General features: G+C 64.4%; 16 protein-coding genes. 7 read left to right on the top strand and 9 right to left on the bottom strand.

The genetic code is table 11. From position 1 onward, the window contains the following. Positions 1-50: 50 nt before the first annotated feature. Genes HY836_RS04080 through HY836_RS04060 form a run of 5 tightly spaced genes read left to right on the top strand, consistent with a single transcriptional unit; the run spans position 51 to position 6,649 of the window. On the top strand, positions 51-1,307 hold the full coding sequence (locus HY836_RS04080; RefSeq protein WP_290673828.1) for a TolC family protein: 1,257 nt from the start codon (positions 51-53) through the stop codon (positions 1,305-1,307). Further along, positions 1,304-1,882 (top strand): hypothetical protein, encoded by a 579-nt coding sequence (locus tag HY836_RS04075; protein ID WP_290673826.1) that lies wholly within the window; start codon positions 1,304-1,306, stop codon positions 1,880-1,882. The genes HY836_RS04080 and HY836_RS04075 overlap by 4 nt, the downstream gene beginning before the upstream one ends. Beyond that, positions 1,879-3,003: an efflux RND transporter periplasmic adaptor subunit gene (locus HY836_RS04070; RefSeq protein WP_290673825.1), complete on the top strand. Its 1,125-nt coding sequence runs from the start codon at positions 1,879-1,881 to the stop codon at positions 3,001-3,003. Before HY836_RS04075 ends, HY836_RS04070 begins: the two co-directional genes overlap by 4 nt. Positions 3,004-3,020: 17 nt before the next feature. Continuing rightward, positions 3,021-6,176, top strand: coding sequence for an efflux RND transporter permease subunit (locus HY836_RS04065; RefSeq protein WP_290673824.1), 3,156 nt, complete (start codon positions 3,021-3,023; stop codon positions 6,174-6,176). 26 nt (positions 6,177-6,202) lie between these two features. Then, entirely contained in the window at positions 6,203-6,649 is a 447-nt protein-coding gene (locus HY836_RS04060) for a hypothetical protein (RefSeq protein ID WP_290673822.1), read from the top strand. A gap of 15 nt (positions 6,650-6,664) precedes the next feature. On the opposite strand, the gene HY836_RS04055 is transcribed toward HY836_RS04060, so the two are convergent. Next, positions 6,665-7,549: an acyl-CoA thioesterase II gene (locus HY836_RS04055; protein ID WP_290673820.1), complete on the bottom strand. Its 885-nt coding sequence runs from the start codon at positions 7,547-7,549 to the stop codon at positions 6,665-6,667. 98 nt (positions 7,550-7,647) lie between these two features. Here HY836_RS04055 and HY836_RS04050 point away from each other — a divergent pair, with 98 nt between their 5' ends. Then, positions 7,648-8,055, top strand: coding sequence for a YkgJ family cysteine cluster protein (locus HY836_RS04050; RefSeq protein WP_290673818.1), 408 nt, complete (start codon positions 7,648-7,650; stop codon positions 8,053-8,055). Here HY836_RS04050 and arsA read toward each other — a convergent pair whose 3' ends face one another. The 6 genes from arsA to HY836_RS04020 are packed head-to-tail and all read right to left on the bottom strand — an operon-like array spanning position 8,056 to position 12,634. Then, complete coding sequence (gene arsA / locus HY836_RS04045; RefSeq protein WP_290673816.1) at positions 8,056-10,047, bottom strand: arsenical pump-driving ATPase; 1,992 nt, start codon at positions 10,045-10,047, stop codon at positions 8,056-8,058. 36 nt (positions 10,048-10,083) lie between these two features. Then, positions 10,084-10,776, bottom strand: a complete 693-nt coding sequence (locus tag HY836_RS04040; protein WP_290673814.1) for an MIP/aquaporin family protein — start codon at positions 10,774-10,776, stop codon at positions 10,084-10,086. Continuing rightward, on the bottom strand, positions 10,769-11,272 hold the full coding sequence (locus tag HY836_RS04035) for an arsenate reductase ArsC (RefSeq protein ID WP_290673812.1): 504 nt from the start codon (positions 11,270-11,272) through the stop codon (positions 10,769-10,771). Before HY836_RS04035 ends, HY836_RS04040 begins: the two co-directional genes overlap by 8 nt. Positions 11,273-11,280: 8 nt before the next feature. Further along, entirely contained in the window at positions 11,281-11,775 is a 495-nt protein-coding gene (locus HY836_RS04030; RefSeq protein WP_290673810.1) for an arsenate reductase ArsC, read from the bottom strand. An 8-nt stretch (positions 11,776-11,783) separates the two neighbouring features. Then, entirely contained in the window at positions 11,784-12,269 is a 486-nt protein-coding gene (locus HY836_RS04025; RefSeq protein WP_290673808.1) for an ArsI/CadI family heavy metal resistance metalloenzyme, read from the bottom strand. An 11-nt stretch (positions 12,270-12,280) separates the two neighbouring features. After that, complete coding sequence (locus tag HY836_RS04020; protein ID WP_290673806.1) at positions 12,281-12,634, bottom strand: helix-turn-helix transcriptional regulator; 354 nt, start codon at positions 12,632-12,634, stop codon at positions 12,281-12,283. Positions 12,635-12,732: 98 nt separating this feature from the next. Between HY836_RS04020 and HY836_RS04015 the strand changes: the two genes are divergently transcribed. Then, positions 12,733-13,521, top strand: coding sequence for a hypothetical protein (locus HY836_RS04015; protein WP_290673804.1), 789 nt, complete (start codon positions 12,733-12,735; stop codon positions 13,519-13,521). Between the two features lie 15 nt (positions 13,522-13,536). On the opposite strand, the gene HY836_RS04010 is transcribed toward HY836_RS04015, so the two are convergent. Both HY836_RS04010 and yghU read right to left on the bottom strand, forming a co-directional pair. Further along, positions 13,537-14,169 carry a glutathione S-transferase gene (locus HY836_RS04010; protein WP_290673802.1) on the bottom strand — a complete coding sequence of 211 codons (633 nt, stop codon included), beginning with the start codon at positions 14,167-14,169 and terminating at the stop codon, positions 13,537-13,539. Further along, a complete protein-coding gene (gene yghU, locus HY836_RS04005) occupies positions 14,166-15,023 on the bottom strand; it encodes a glutathione-dependent disulfide-bond oxidoreductase (protein ID WP_290673800.1) in 858 nt (285 codons plus the stop codon). The genes HY836_RS04010 and yghU overlap by 4 nt, the downstream gene beginning before the upstream one ends. Between the last annotated feature and the right edge of the window lie 75 nt (positions 15,024-15,098).

The following is a 15,098-nucleotide window of genomic DNA, read 5'->3' as shown; positions in this document are numbered from 1 at the left end:
CCTCTCAGGCCACCCTGGCCACAGGCCCCTTCTCTTGACGTCTTTCCGCCATGAGCACATTGCAATTGCAATTGCGCGCGCTGGCTTGCGTGCCCGCCTACCTCCTCACGCTGTGGAGCGGCCCTGCCCAGGCCGCCCTCGACCCACCAGCCACGGATCTGGCCGGCGCCCTGCAGGCCGCCACCGCGCGCGACCCCGAAACCGCCCAACTGCGCCTTCGCCAAGCCGCCGCCGAAGCAGGCGTGCAGGTGGCGCAGGGCCTCACCCCGGCGCCAGCGGCCGTGTCACTCCATCACCTCAGTGACCGCCTGAACCAGAATCTCGGCAGGCGCGAGTGGGAGGTGGAGCTTGGCGCACCGTTGTGGCTGCCAGGGCAACGCCAGGCCAGCCTCGACACCGCCCGGCATGCCCTCGCCGAATCACAGGCCCGCTTGAACTGGCGCCGACTGCAACTCAGCGGCGAACTGCGCGAGGCCTGGTGGCTGGTGGCCCAAGCGCGCGCCGCCAACACCCTGGCGCAGCAGCGCCTGCAAACCGCGCAAGCGCTGCAGGCAGAGGTGCTGCGCCGCTATCAGCACGGCGACCTGGCCCGCGTCGACGCCAACCTCGCGCGCACCGAAGCGCTGTCGGCCCAGGCCGAACTGATGGAAGCGGGCCAGAAGGCGCGCCAGTCCGAACAAGCCTATGCGAATCTGACTGGCGCAGAACCGCCCGCCAAGCTGCCGCCCGAAACCATCCCTGCCACGGGCACCTCAGCCGATCTCGATCACCCTCAATGGCAAGCCTTGCAAGCCACGACAGCGCTCGCCAGTGACAAGTTGGCCCTACAGGATGCCAGTGACCGCGCCCCACCCGAACTGGCCGTGCGCTGGACCCAGCAACGCAGTGACGCCTTGAACCCATACGACCAGGCCATCGGCGTCAAGCTGACCCTGCCTTTGTCGTCCGGCCCACGCGTGCGACAAGACAGCGCACTCGCCCGCGCCGAGCTGACGCAAGCCGAGATGGCGCTGGCCCGCGCACGTGAGCACATCGACCGAGGTATCGCGCAAGCCCGAAGCGAGCTCGACATGGCCGCGCAGCAACTGACGCTGGCGCAAGAGCGCAGCCAGCTCACCGCCGACAACCTGCAACTCGCCCAGAAGGCCTTCAGCCTGGGCGAACAGGACCTGAACGCCTTGCTGCGCGCGCGCCTGGCCGACCACGAAGCGCAATCCGCCCTCATCCAGCAAACGTTGGCCCGCGACGCCGCCATCTCCCGACTCCGACAAGCCCTGGGCCTGCTGCCCGAGGAGACCCAGCCATGACATCGCCCCGCCCCCCTCGCGCCTTGTTGGCGCTTGCCCTTGCCGCCATCGTCGTGGCCCTGACACCGCATGCTGCCTGGTCGCATGACGGCGAAGACCACGGCGAGGCCACGCCCGCCGCCGTCACCCCGCCCACACCACAAGCACCGCGCGCCACCGCACAGACCGACAGCTTCGAACTGGTTGCCGTGCTGCAAACCGGCGACACGCCCACCCTCACCCTGTACCTGGACCGTGCCGACACCAATGCCCCTGTTGCGGGCGCCAGCATCGAGATCGAAAGCGGCGCCTTCAAAGGCACGGCCAAGGCGATGGAGCCTGGCGTGTACACGTTGCCTGCGCCGGCTTTGGCCAAACCAGGCCACTACCCCTTGGCCATCACCGTTCAAAGCGGAGACACCGCTGACCTGCTTGATGCCACGCTGAACGTCGAAGCCCCGTCAGACCACGAGCCCGATCACACCGCCAGCACAGGCTCTCGCTGGCCCTGGTTCACCGCCGCCGCCCTGCTGATCACGATCACCTCGGCGTGGCTGCTGCAGCGCCGCACCACCGCGCGCAAGGAGCCCGCATGAAATCCCCACTGATGACCATCCTGCACGGGCTGACGGCCCTGCTGTTCACGCAAGCTGTCTGGGCCCACGGCGGTGAAGACCATGGCGACCACGCCCCTGCCGCGCCCGCAGTAGCGACCGGGCAAACCGCATCCCCGCAGCGCTTGCCCGATGGCAGCATCTGGGCCCCCAAACCCGCCCAATACAGGCTGGGCTTGCGCACGATCCGCGCCCTCGCCCAGGACCATGCGCAAGCCATCGAACTCAACGGCAAGGTGCTGCCCGACCCCAATGCCGGTGGGCGCGTGCAGACCACCCAGACCGGCCGCATCGAAGCCGGCCCGCAAGGCCTGCCTGTGCTGGGCCAGCGCGTGAACAAAGGCCAGGTGCTGGCCTACCTGCATCCCGCCGCCAGCAGCCTGGAACGCGGCAACCAGCAAGCCACCCTGGCCGATCTTGACGCGCAGTACGCCGTGGCCGAACGCAAGTTGACGCGCTATGCCCAACTCGAAGGTGCCATCGCCCAGAAAGACATCGAGACCGCCCGCATCGAGCGCGATGCCCTGAAAAGACGGCGTGATGCCATTCGCGGCAGCCTCACCGCGCCTGAGCCTTTACTGGCTCCGGCGAGCGGCGTCATCGCCAGCAGCAGCGCCAGCTTGGGCCAGGTCATCGAAGCGCACGACGTGGTGTTCGAAATCATGGATCCGAGCCGATTGATGGTCGAAGCCCTGGCCTATGACGCCAGTCAACTCGATGGCCTGACAGATGCCAGCGCCAGCACCCCGACGGGCACCGTCACCTTGCGCTTTGCGGGCGCGGGCAGGCAACTGCGCGACCAGGCCATGCCCGTGCTGTTTCGTGTCGTGCGGGCTCAGGCGCCACTGGCCATCGGCCAGACACTCAAGATCACCGCGCAAACCGCACGGACGGTACGCGGCATGGCCGTGCCACGCGCTGCCCTGCAGCGCCTGCCCAGTGGCGACACCATGGTCTGGCTGCACGAACAAGCCGAGCGCTTCACGCCGCACATCGTCAGCACCATGCCTTTGAGCGACAGCACCGTGATCGTGCTCAAGGGCCTCCAGGCAGGCGACCGCGTGGTCACCGAAGGCGCCAACCTGCTGAGCCAGGTGCGCTGAGCCCACAAGGATGAACCATGTTTGACGCCCTCATCCATACCAGCCTGCGCCAGCGACTGATCGTGCTGGCGGTGGCCGCGCTGCTGGTGCTTTATGGCGCCTTCACCGTGCGCCAGATGCCCATCGACGTCTTTCCGGACCTGAACAAGCCCACCGTCACCTTGATGACGGAGGCCGGCGGCATGGCGCCCGAAGAAGTCGAACAGCAGATCAGCATCCCGATTGAATCCAGCCTGAACGGCATGCCCGGTGTGAGCCGGGTGCGCTCGGTCTCCGGCATCGGCCTGTCCGTCATCAACGTCGAGTTCGACTGGGGCAGCGACATCCACCTCAACCGCCAGCAGGTCAACGAACGGCTGAGCCTGGTGCGCGAACAACTGCCGGCAGGCATCACACCGCAACTGGGCCCCATCTCGTCCATCATGGGCGAGATCCTGCTGATCGCGCTGCCAGCCGATCCCGCCAAGGTCAGCCCCATGCAAGTGCGCGACTATGCGGACTGGGTCATGCGCCCACGCTTGTTGACGATACCCGGCATCGCCCAGGTGATCCCGATCGGTGGCGAAGTCAGCCAATACCGCATCGAGATCCAGCCCGAGCGCCTGCAGGCACTGGGCATCGAACGCGAGCAGGTGGCACGGGCTCTGAGGGACTTCGGCAGCAACACCAGCGGCGGCTTCCTGCAAGCTAATGGCCGCGAATACCTGGTGCGCCAGATAGGCCGCACCAACCGCATCGATGACCTCAAGCAGGTGGTGGTGGGCACGGTGCATGGTCAGCCCATACCGCTCATGCAGGTCGCGCAGGTCAGCCTGGCACCCGCCAACAAACGGGGTGACGCCAGCTACCAGGCCAAACCAGCCGTGATCCTGTCGGTGCAAAAGCAACCGGGCACGGACAGCGTCAAGGTCACCCGCGCAGTCGAGCAGGCCGTGGCCGAACTGGCCCGCTCACGCCCTGGCGGCATGGCCTCGCCCCAATTCCTGTTCAGGCAGGCCGACTTCATCGAACACTCCGTGCGCAATGTCGAAGAGGCCTTGCGTGATGGCGCCGTGCTCGTGGCCGTGGTGCTCTTCCTCTTCCTGCTCAATGTGCGCACCACGCTCATCTCCTTGACGGCCATCCCCTTGTCCTTGCTGGCAACGGCGCTGGTATTTCACTACATGGGCCTGTCCATCAACACCATGACACTGGGCGGCCTGGCCATTGCCATTGGCGAACTGGTGGACGACGCCGTGGTGGGCGTGGAGAACGTGCTGCGGCGACTGCAACTCAATCGCCTGCTGGCGGCGCCCAAGCCCGTCATCGAAGTGATCGCCGCCGCCACCCTGGAGGTGCGCTCGGCCATCGTGTACGCCACCTTCATCATCGTGCTGGTGTTTGTGCCGCTGTTCGCGCTGCCCGGCATCGAGGGGCGCCTGTTCACGCCATTGGGCCTGGCTTACATCGTGTCCATCCTGGCCAGCATGATTGTGTCGATCACCGTGACGCCCGTGCTGGCCCACTACCTGCTGCCCGGACTGATACAGCGCATGCCCTCCCAGCATCGGGACACGCCCGTGGTCCGCCATCTCAAACGACTCGACACCCGCTTGCTGAACTGGTCCTTCCAGCACGGCCGCGCCCTGCTGGCCCTCGCGGCACTCGCTACCGTCGTGGCTGCCGCCTCACTGGCCTGGATGCCCCGCGCCTTCCTGCCCCCCTTCAACGAAGGCACCTTGACGCTGAGCCTGCAACTCAACCCGGGCACCTCACTGGCCGAGTCCGATCGCATCGGGCGCCTGGCCGAGCAACTGATCGCCAGCGTGCCAGAGGTGACCCAGGTCGGGCGACGCACCGGGCGGGCCGAACTGGACGAACACGCCGAAGGTGTGCATGCCTCCGAGATCGATGTGGACCTGCGCGCCTCCGATCGTTCACGCGACCAGGTCCTGGGTGACCTGCGTGAGCGCCTGGCTGTGTTGCCTGCAGTGATCAGCATCGGGCAACCCATCTCCCATCGGCTTGATCATTTGCTGTCTGGGGTGCGTGCCCAGATCGCCCTGAAGATCTATGGGGATGATCTGGATACCCTGCGTGGCCTGGCCTCCGATCTGCAAGGCCGCTTGAAAGCCGTTCCGGGCCTGACCGATCTGCAGATCGAAAAGCAGGTGCTCATCCCGCAACTCAAGATCCACCTGGACTACGAAGCCGCTTCACGCCTGGGTGTGCCACCTGGCCAGGTCCTGCGCGCCCTGCAGGAGCTGATCGAAGGCGAAAAGTTGGGCCAGGTGCTGGAAGGCCACCGACGCTTCGACATGGTCATGCGCCTGCCTGAAGCGCAGCGCCAGGCGACCCAACTGGCATCCGTGCTGATTGAAACACCCAACGGCCGGGTGCCCCTGTCGCAACTCGCGCGCATCGAAGATGGCGACGGCCCCAACCAGATCAGTCGCGAGAACGCCCGCCGGCGCATCGTGATCTCGGCCAACACGGCAGGCCGCGACCAGGCCGCCGTGATCAAGGACATCCGTGCCGCGTTGACTGCTCAAGCGTTGCCGCAAGGCTATTTCACCGCACTGGAAGGCCAGTTCCAGGCACAGGAACAAGCCGCACAACGCATGGCCTGGCTGAGTGCCATCTCGATGCTGCTGATCTTCATGGTGCTGTACAGCCGCTATCGATCGGCCGTGCTGAGCGCCATCATCATGTGCAACATCCCACTGGCGCTGGTGGGCAGTGTGGCGGCCTTGTGGTGGTCAGGGCAGCCCTTGTCGATCGCGGCCCTGGTGGGTTTCATCACGCTCACGGGCATCGCCACCCGCAACGGCATCCTCAAGATCAGCCACTACATCAACCTGTGCCTGCATGAGGGCGAGACCTTCAGCCAGAGCATGATCGTGCGCGGCTCGCTGGAGCGCCTCACGCCCGTGCTGATGACCGCGCTGGTGGCCGTCTTCGCGCTGCTGCCCTTGCTCATGTCGGCATCCGCGCCGGGCAAGGAGGTGCTGCATCCGGTGGCTGTCGTCATCTTCGGCGGGCTGATCAGCGCCACGCTGCTCGACACCCTGTTGACGCCGGTGATGTTCTGGCTGTGGGGTAAGGCGCCACTGGCGCGGCTTCAGGCCGAAGCCGAGGCTACGCAGGCTGCCTCGGCCACGCCATCGACCTCATCCACCACGCCGAGTTTCTGAGCCCCGATCCATCCAAGGAGAAACACATGACCCGCACCTTCATGCACCGCCGCCACATCCTGCAAGCCCTCACTGCATCACTGGTTGGCATGCTGGCATCAGCACCTGCATGGGCCCATGACGACGCCTACCTCGATACGGTAAAAGCACCGCATGGTGGCCAACTGCGCATGGCCGGCCCTGTGCACCTGGAACTGGTGCTGGTCAAGACGCCTCTCGAAGCGAGGGACAAGGCCATCGCCGTGTACGTGACGGACCACGCCGGCAAGCCGCAAACCACGGCGGGCGCCAGCGGCACCATCACCATCCTGTCTGGCAAGACCAAGGTCAGCGTTGCACTCAAGCCCGATGGCGACAACAAGCTGAGCGCACAGGCCACTTATGCCTCCACACCAGACCTCAAGGCCATCGTGAGCGTGACGATGGCGGGGCAGCCTGCGCAACAGGCGCGCTTCACGCCCATGCACCCATGATGGTCGGCAACTGGCTCAGGCCTTTCTGACCCAGGGCCTCACCATGCCTTCCTGCATCACCGACGCCACCAGCTTGCCATCGCGTGTGAAGAAGCGCCCCTGGCACAGGCCTCGCGCGCCACTCGCGCTGGGTGAATCAAACACATAGAGCAGCCAGTCATCCAGGCGGAAATCACGGTGGAACCACATGGCGTGGTCCAGGCTGGCCATGCGCACCTCACCGCGGAACAGGCTCAAGCCATGCGGTGCAATGGCGGCCAGCAACAAGCCGTGATCAGAGGCATAGGCCAGCAAGGCGCGGTGCAGGGCGGCGTCATCGGGCAAGGTGTCCATGGCGCGCACCCACAGCGCGATCTGACCTTCGCGCTTGGGTGGGTTCATGAGGTCGACAGGCTCGACCGGGCGGTACTCCAGGCCCCGCGGTGCCAGGGTCTTGTCATGGAAGTACGGTGGCAGATGCGGGATGATGGCCTGGCGCAAGGCATGCTCGCTTTGCAGGCCTTCAGGGCCCGCCACCTGCGGCATGGCTGCCTGATGCTCGACACCATCGGACGCTGTCTGAAAAGACGCATTCATCTCGAAGATGATGTTGTCACCCTGGCGGGCCACCACGCGTCGCATGCTGAAGCTGCGGCCATCACGCACGCGGGTGACCTCGTAGTCGATGGGCGCATGCTCGCCTGGCAACAGGAAGTAGGCATGCAGGGAGTGCACGGCCCGGTCCGCTTCAACTGTGAGCTGGGCGGCCTGCAAGGACTGCCCCAGCACCTGCCCACCAAACACGGCGGGCGTGCCAATGTTGTCGCTCTGAGCGAGGAAGTGATCGTGGCCTGCGGCATGCAGCTCCATCAACTGCCGCAATTGGTCAAGCTGCTGACGGGCGTAGGTGGAATCGGTCATGGGTACAAAAACAATGGACAAACAGGTGAGGACAGTATGCAGGCATTGCCATGCATTCACTTGGGCACAATACGGCCTGCCGCGTTTCGCCCCATGCCATGAAGTCTTCCATCTACATCGTCGACGTTGACCGCACCGACACCTGGACCCGTTACCGCAATGGTCTGTGTGACAACTGCGTGGCCAATTGCTGCACCATGCCGGTGGAGGTGAAGCTGCCCGATCTGGTTCGCCTGGAACTGGTCGACCCCTTCGAGGCTGAACACGAAGCGCCCAAGCAGATTGCCAAGCGCCTGATGAAGGCCGGCCTGGTTCAGCACTTCAACTTCAAGTACGAGATCTTCACCCTGGCTCGCCGCGCCAACGGCGACTGCCATTTTCTGGACGCCACCACGCGCCGCTGCAAGGTCTACGACAAGCGCCCCAACACCTGCCGCAAACATCCGCAGGTTGGGCCACGGCCGAACTACTGCCCTTTTGGCGCCAAGACGGCACCCGGACGCTGATCAGGACGCCAGCAGCGCGGACAAGGCCGTCAGCCCGACGGGCGCTTGAGGCAACCAAGGCACGGCAAAGGTCTTGTGCGCCAGCCCACCGCTCAATCGCGCCATCTGCCGGCGCTCGCCTGCCAGCCTGGCTTGCAGCAAAGGATCATGCGTGCCAGCGGCCAGGATGGATTTGTTGACCACCCAGGCATAGGGCTCGATGTGCGCGCGCCGCAAGTCATCCTGCAAGGCCGCGGCTTGCGAGACTGGCGTCACCTCCGGCAAGGTAACCAGGATGATGCGGGTGTAACTCGCGTCCTGCAGGCGCATCAGGGGCGTGACCATGTGCACAGCGGCCTTGCCTTCAAACTCGCGTGTCATCTGCCGGTGATAAGCCCCGGTGGCATCCATCAACAAGAGCGAATGCCCGGTGGGCGCGGTATCCAGCACCACGAAGGCACTGCGCGCTTCGCTGACCGTGCGCGAGAACGCATGAAACACCGCCACCTCTTCCGTGCAAGGCGACTGCAGATCCTCCAGCAGCAGCGCACGTTCCTGAGCATCCAGACGAGGCCCACGCGCGGCCATGATCTTGTCGATATAGCGCTGCGTTTCCACCTTGGGATCAATGCGACCCAGTTGCAGGCCGGGCAACTCGCCTTCCAGCGTCATGGCCAGATGCGCAGCGGGATCGGTGGTGCTCAGATGCACCGCATGGCCCTTCTTCACGAGACCGATCGCCAGTGCCGCGGCGATGGTGGTCTTGCCGACCCCGCCCTTGCCCATCACCATGATCAGGCCTCGCCCCGCAGCGGCCAGTTCATCCACGAGTTTGTCGATGTGATCGGATGGCAGGTGCGCCTCTTCACCCGCCGTGGTGAGGGTTGCGGGCTGCGCTGCGGTCGGGTTCAACAGCGCACGCAAGGCGGGCAGGCCCACGGTATCAAATGCACGCAATGGCACGATGGATTGGGGCAAGGCACGCAAGGCATCGGGCATGGCATCCAGCGCATGCTGTCCCAGGGCCTCGATGGCTTTGGCTACTTCATCGTGTGGATCGCTCGCCTTGAACAGCCCGTTGATCACCAGTTGCTGCTGGTTCAATCCCAGCACGCGCAACTCGTCGGACGTTCGCGCCGCCTCGGACAGCGCGCTGCGGTCGGCGCGCGCCACCAGCACGATCGTCGTAAGGGTCTCGTCGCACAAGGCCTTCAAGGCCGCATTGAAGCGGGTCTCCTGCATCTTCAAGCCCGAGTGGGGGCCCAGGCAGGACGCGCCTCGATCGTTGCCCTTGAGGAAGCCGCTCCAGGCCTTGGGCAAGCTCAGCAGCCGCAAGGTGTGCCCGGTAGGCGCCGTGTCAAACACGATGTGATCGTAGTCAGCCGCGGCACCCGCCAGCAGGTTGGAGAACTCGTCAAACGACGCGATCTCGGTGGTGCAGGAACCGGACAATTGCTCTCGCACCGTGGCCCGCTCGGCCTCCGTGGTGTGATCGGCCATCTGCGCCAACACGCGCTGCCGGTAAGTCTCTGCCGCCACGTCAGGATCGATGTTGAGAACCGACAGGCCCGGGGCACCAGGCACCGCTACCGGCACATTGCGCAGCTCGATGCCCAGCATCTCGTCCAGATTGGAAGCGGCATCGGTGCTGACCAGCAGCACCTTCTTGCCGGTATCGGCCAGTGTCAAGGCCGTGGCCGTCGACAAAGAGGTTTTGCCCACGCCGCCCTTGCCCGTGAAAAACAGGTGCCTGGTCGGTTCGCGCAGAAAACCCAGCAACGGAGGTGCCAGCCAGCTCTGCACTTTTTCATGAGCAGGCAGGCCGCCACTGTGAACGATCTGCCCTCCGATCATCACGGCGGGCGTGGCTTTCACGCCCAGACGCATGATCTCTTCGGGTGCCTCGATCTTGACCACCTCAACGGCCACACCCATCGCTTTCGCTTCTCGCTCGATCATCTCGACCGTCAGGTGGCATTTGCTACACCCCCGGCCTAGAACCGTGACCTTCATGCGGAACCTCCATCGCTTGACCCAAACTTGCCTGACTCACACCTTGGCGGCCGCCGCCTGTGACGGCGTCACCCAGGAAGCCAAAGCCCAACCCACCAAGCCACCCAGCAGTTGAGCCCAGATGAAGCCGGGCACGCTGCTGGGCGCAATGCCTGCGAACGTGTCGGTCATCATGCGCCCAAAAGCGGCTGCTGGGTTGGCAAACGACGTCGATGCGGTGAACCAGTACGCCGCACCGATGTAGGCGGCCACCATGGCGCTGGCCTTGCCTGCGGGCGCACGCAAAATCACCAGCAACAGGCCTGCTGTGGCCACGGCCTCCGCGATCCATTGCCCCTGCCCCGTTCGCAGCTTGGTCGATATCTGCTGCAGTGGCAGATCAAACATGGCATGGGCCAACATCGCCCCCAGCACGGCAGCCGCCAGTTGAACAGGCACATAGGCCATCGCGTGTGAGCGAGGCAAAGTGCCGCGCAACATCATCACCAGGGAGACCACCGGGTTGAAATGCGCACCACTGACAGGGCCGAACACCTCAATCAGGATATAGAGCCCGCCAACCGTGGCGGCCGTGTTAGCCAGCAAGGCAACGGCGGTGTTGCCTGCTGACAGGCGATCAGCCATGATGCCCGAGCCGATGACGATGGCCAGCAGGAGCATGGTGCCCAGTGCCTCAGCCAGAAGTGCGCGCCCCAATGCTGGCGAGCTGGCGTTGACTTGATCAGGCACGACCGATCTCCTCCAGAGCAGAACGCAGGGCGTCCTGGCTCATGGTCTCGAGTGGCAGCGCCAGGAGTTGCAGCATCTTGTAGCCTATGGCTTGACGCGTCAGCTCGAACGCGCGGCGCTTGCCCTCATCGCCGCCTTCGGCATTGGAGGGATCCGGATAGCCCCAATGCACTTTGACGGGCTGCCCCTTGCCACCGAAGAACACGGGGCAGGCTTCGGCGGCGGCGCTGTCACACACGGTGATGACGATGGACAAAGGCGGCGCGCCATCGACACTGAACTCATCCCAGCTCTTGCTGCGATAGGCGGACGTGTCGATGCCTGCGTTGTTGAGCGCCTCAATGGCAAAGGGGTTCAGCCGCCCGCTGGGTGCGCTGCCGGCGCTGTGCGCCTTGACGTCCTTGCCCAGCCTGGCGGCCAGATGGTTGAGCATGCCTTCAGAGAGCACGCTGCGGGCGGAGTTGTGTGTGCACAGAATCAGAACGTGAGTGGTCATGACGGACTTCAAGTTTTGCCGATGGCGTTGAGTTGGGACTGAATGGACAAGGAATGGAGGCTCTCGGGCGGCAAGGCCAGCATCAGTTCAATGCGGCGCTTGAGAATATGCGCAACCTCATGGAAGGCCCGGCGCTGCTTGGCTTCCTCGCCATCGACCCCTGCTGGGTCGTACACCCCCCAGTGAGCGGTCAGAGGCTGGCCGGGCCATATGGGGCAGACCTCGCCAGCGGCGTTGTCGCAGACAGTGAAGACGAAGCTCAGGGCTGGTGAGGTGGGCTTCGCAAACTCGTCCCAGCTTTTGCTGCGATAGCCTTCTTGGGCCATAGCCAGATGCTGCAGCACATCCAGCGCCATAGGGTGAACCTCGCCTTTGGGATGGCTGCCCGCCGAATACGCCTTGAAGCGGTTAGCCCCCAATGCGTTGAGGATGCCCTCAGCCAGAATCGACCGCGCCGAGTTGCCGGTACAAACAAACAGCACGTTCATCAACTGCTCGCTCATGATCCACCTCAGCAGCAGGAAGATTTGACAGGAATGCCGATGGGCTTGCCCGTAACCTTGGGCGCGACCGTGGGGGTGCAGCAGGCACCCGCCTCATCGCCTTGTGCAGGCTCGCCTTCACGGAAGACAGGAATGTTGCCCAGCGTCTGGAAGTGCTCCCAAGGCAAGCCTTGTGGATCGACCACCCAATGCTTGTCGCTACGCGCATAGCAGCAGGTGGTGGCCCCTTCGTCGATCAAGGACAAGTCAGCCGCCTGGGCTTGCGCCTTCATGGCCTGCAGATCTGCCTCGTTGTCAACCTGGATGCCCAGGTGATCGACGCCTGTATGGCCATGACCACGCGTAGAGATGGCGAAGTTCACCGCGGGCTCGTCCAGCATCCACTTGGCGTAGTCAGCTTCAAGGCGGCTTGGCTGCACGCCAAACATCTTCGAATAGAAGTCAACGTTCTGGGCCAGATCGGTGACATGCACATGGACATGGAAACGCTTCATGGTGAGCTCCTTCAGCAGGTGGAGCAAGCCCGCTTGCGCGCAGGCTTGCCAGAGGATGGGTCGACGGTTGGCGCACAAGGCTGCCCCTGGCAGCAGTGCTCGGTCAGATAGCCCAACAGGCCATCCATGTGCTCGAACGCGGCGCGGTAGATCAAATGGCGACCATCCCGCTCCTGGGTGACCAGGCCGGCATGGGTGAGTTCCTTGAGATGAAAAGACAGCGTGGTGGCTGCGGCGTCCAGCGCGACCGCCAGATCACCCGGGGTCAAGCCTTGCGGCCCCGCCACCACCAGGGCTCGAAAAATCCGCAAACGCAAGGGCTGAGCCAGCGCGGCGAGCGATGTGACGACAGTGTTTTCTTCCATAATTCAATTATTGTTGAACTATTGGATGATGTCAAGGGGCCTGGCCTCGATGCGCTCAGGTAAAGTCCCGCCAGAATCGCTTCACACCAAACCAGGCCATGACCAGACTGCAATCCCAATGGTGCCGCCTGTATGCCCCACAGGCAACCGACAACCAGGTAGGCACCGATACCGATGCACCCATGGCGTTGGCCGATGCCCAGGGCCAGGTTCGCGCCATGGTGCTGGAACTGTGTCGCCCAGCGGAATGGCCCCCCCTGGCCGTCCTGTGGCAAGGCGTACAGGCCGATTGGGGCTGGCCTGCGCCGGCGATCGCCATCAATGGGCATGACGGCTATCAGTTGTGGTTCTCACTGCAAACCCCTGTCGGGGCGGCTCAGGCGGCCATGGTGCTCCACGCCCTGCGCGTGCGCTATCTGCCAGATGTGGCGCCGCATCGCCTGCGCCTGATGCCCCATGCACACAACGCATCACCCGCGGCCGGTGAACAAGCCATCCGGATGCCGGGCTTGCCCGTACACACCGAGCAGTGGTCTGCCTTTGTCGCGCAAGATCTCGCCCCCGTGTTTGCCGAGACCCCATGGTTGGACATGCAACCCAGCGTGGAGGGGCAAGCTGAGCTGCTGTCTCGACTGCGCAGCATCTCGGATGAGGCTTTTCAGGCGGCCCTGGATGCCTGCCAGAAAGATGCCCACACCTGCGCCAAACGGAACGAGGCCGCGCAGCAACGGACCGACTCAGGCGCCAGCGTCATTCGAGCCGACGACGGCGATGACCCTAAGCGCTTTCTGCTGAACATCATGAACGACACCGCCGTGGCACTGGCTCTGCGCATTGAGGCTGCCAAAGCACTGCTGCTGCATGACAAGCCGCGTCGCCACGACTGATCATGGCAGGCAGGCTCACAGCGACATGGATGGCCGCAAGGCCATGGCCGCCCGCCAGCGTTGCAGGTGCGGGTGTTGCTCGCCGGGCTTGACCTTCACCACGCGCGCAAAATCAACGGCCACCACGGCTGTGATGTCGGCCACGCTGAAGCGCCCGGCGGCGATGAACTCGCGCCCGGCCAGTCGCTCATCGAGATCGACGAAGAACTGTTGCACACGGGCCTGCCCGCGTTGCGACAGCTCTGGGATCTGCGGGTAGTTCACGGGCCCGGGCAAAGCCCGGTTGGCCATGGCGGGCGTGCTGTTGCGCAAAGCCTCGGCAATGGCCAGCAGGCCTTCGAACTCCACGCGCCAGTTCCAGCTGGCAATCTCGGCCTTCTCTTCGGGTGTCTCACCCAGCAGCGCCGGCTGAGGGTAGCGGGCCTCCACATAGGCCGTGATCGCGGCGTTGTCCGTCAACACCAGCCCATCCTCTGTGCGCAAGGCGGGCACCGTACATTGCGGGTTCACGCGTCGGTAAGCCTCGCTGAGCTGTTCGCCGGTGCGCAGGTCCACCTGCACGGTCTCGTGAGCGAGGCCCTTCTCGGCCAGCAGAATGCGGGCTCGGCGTGGGCTCGGGGCGGTGGCGCAATCGTAGAGCGTGATCATTTGGCAGGCACCTTGTCGAAGTCACTGGCGTCATGGCGTTCAGGCAACTGGCTCGATGCGTCGCCCCAGTTGCGGTTGACGATGCGCCCTCGTCGGGCAGCCGGGCGTTGTGCGATCTTGTCTGCCCACGCCACGACATGGGTGTATTCGTGCACCTGCAGGAACTCGCCTGCGCCATACAGCTGGCCTTTGACCAGGGCGCCATACCAGGGCCACACGGCGATGTCGGCGATGGAGTAGTCATCACCCGCGAGATAAGGGCTCTCGGCCAGACGGCGGTTGAGCACATCCAGCTGACGCTTGACTTCCATGGCGTAGCGGTCAATCGCGTATTCGATCTTGATGGGCGCATACGCGTAGAAGTGGCCGAAGCCGCCACCCAGGAAGGGCGCACTGCCCATCTGCCAGAACAACCACGACAGACACTCGGCACGCTGCGGCATGGTGGTGGGCAACAAGGCGCCGAACTTCTCTGCCAGGTACAGCAGGATCGCACCGGATTCGAAAACGCGAATGGGCTCAGGGCCGCTGCGGTCCATCAAGGCCGGGATCTTGGCGTTCGGATTCACGTCAACGAAGCCGCTACCGAACTGAGCGCCTTCCTTGATCGGAATCAGCCAGGCGTCATACTCGGCGCCCGCATGGCCAAGCGCCAGGAGCTCCTCCAGCATCACCGTGACCTTGACCCCATTGGGCGTGGCCAGTGAGTAGAGCTGCAACGGATGCTGGCCAACCGGCAAGACCTTCTCATGCGTGGGGCCGGCTACGGGCCGGTTGATGTTGGCAAACTGGCCGCCGTTTTCTTTCTGCCAGGTCCAGATGGCGGGTGGCGTGTAATCAGAAGTGTCGGTCATCTAGGGGGCTCCTCTGGCGCCAAAGGCTGCAAAACAGTCTACCTGCCCGCCCGGATCTTTGCCTGGGTTGGCTCG

It is taken from the genome of Aquabacterium sp. (assembly GCF_016234775.1).
GTDB lineage: Bacteria > Pseudomonadota > Gammaproteobacteria > Burkholderiales > Burkholderiaceae_C > Aquabacterium.
Note: the sequence above shows the minus strand (reverse complement) of the source record. Positions and strands in the feature narration are given on the sequence as shown.

Coding starts and splice junctions, on each gene's coding strand:
- HY836_RS04065 (WP_290673824.1), top strand. CDS start 3,021: ATGTTTGACGCCCTCATCCATACCAGCCTGCGCCAGCGACTGATCGTG.
- HY836_RS04050 (WP_290673818.1), top strand. CDS start 7,648: ATGAAGTCTTCCATCTACATCGTCGACGTTGACCGCACCGACACCTGG.
- HY836_RS04075 (WP_290673826.1), top strand. CDS start 1,304: ATGACATCGCCCCGCCCCCCTCGCGCCTTGTTGGCGCTTGCCCTTGCC.
- HY836_RS04035 (WP_290673812.1), bottom strand. CDS start 11,272: ATGACCACTCACGTTCTGATTCTGTGCACACACAACTCCGCCCGCAGC.
- HY836_RS04015 (WP_290673804.1), top strand. CDS start 12,733: ATGACCAGACTGCAATCCCAATGGTGCCGCCTGTATGCCCCACAGGCA.
- HY836_RS04080 (WP_290673828.1), top strand. CDS start 51: ATGAGCACATTGCAATTGCAATTGCGCGCGCTGGCTTGCGTGCCCGCC.
- HY836_RS04030 (WP_290673810.1), bottom strand. CDS start 11,775: ATGAGCGAGCAGTTGATGAACGTGCTGTTTGTTTGTACCGGCAACTCG.
- HY836_RS04055 (WP_290673820.1), bottom strand. CDS start 7,549: ATGACCGATTCCACCTACGCCCGTCAGCAGCTTGACCAATTGCGGCAG.
- arsA (WP_290673816.1), bottom strand. CDS start 10,047: ATGAAGGTCACGGTTCTAGGCCGGGGGTGTAGCAAATGCCACCTGACG.
- HY836_RS04025 (WP_290673808.1), bottom strand. CDS start 12,269: ATGAAGCGTTTCCATGTCCATGTGCATGTCACCGATCTGGCCCAGAAC.
- HY836_RS04020 (WP_290673806.1), bottom strand. CDS start 12,634: ATGGAAGAAAACACTGTCGTCACATCGCTCGCCGCGCTGGCTCAGCCC.
- HY836_RS04010 (WP_290673802.1), bottom strand. CDS start 14,169: ATGATCACGCTCTACGATTGCGCCACCGCCCCGAGCCCACGCCGAGCC.
- HY836_RS04060 (WP_290673822.1), top strand. CDS start 6,203: ATGACCCGCACCTTCATGCACCGCCGCCACATCCTGCAAGCCCTCACT.
- HY836_RS04070 (WP_290673825.1), top strand. CDS start 1,879: ATGAAATCCCCACTGATGACCATCCTGCACGGGCTGACGGCCCTGCTG.
- yghU (WP_290673800.1), bottom strand. CDS start 15,023: ATGACCGACACTTCTGATTACACGCCACCCGCCATCTGGACCTGGCAG.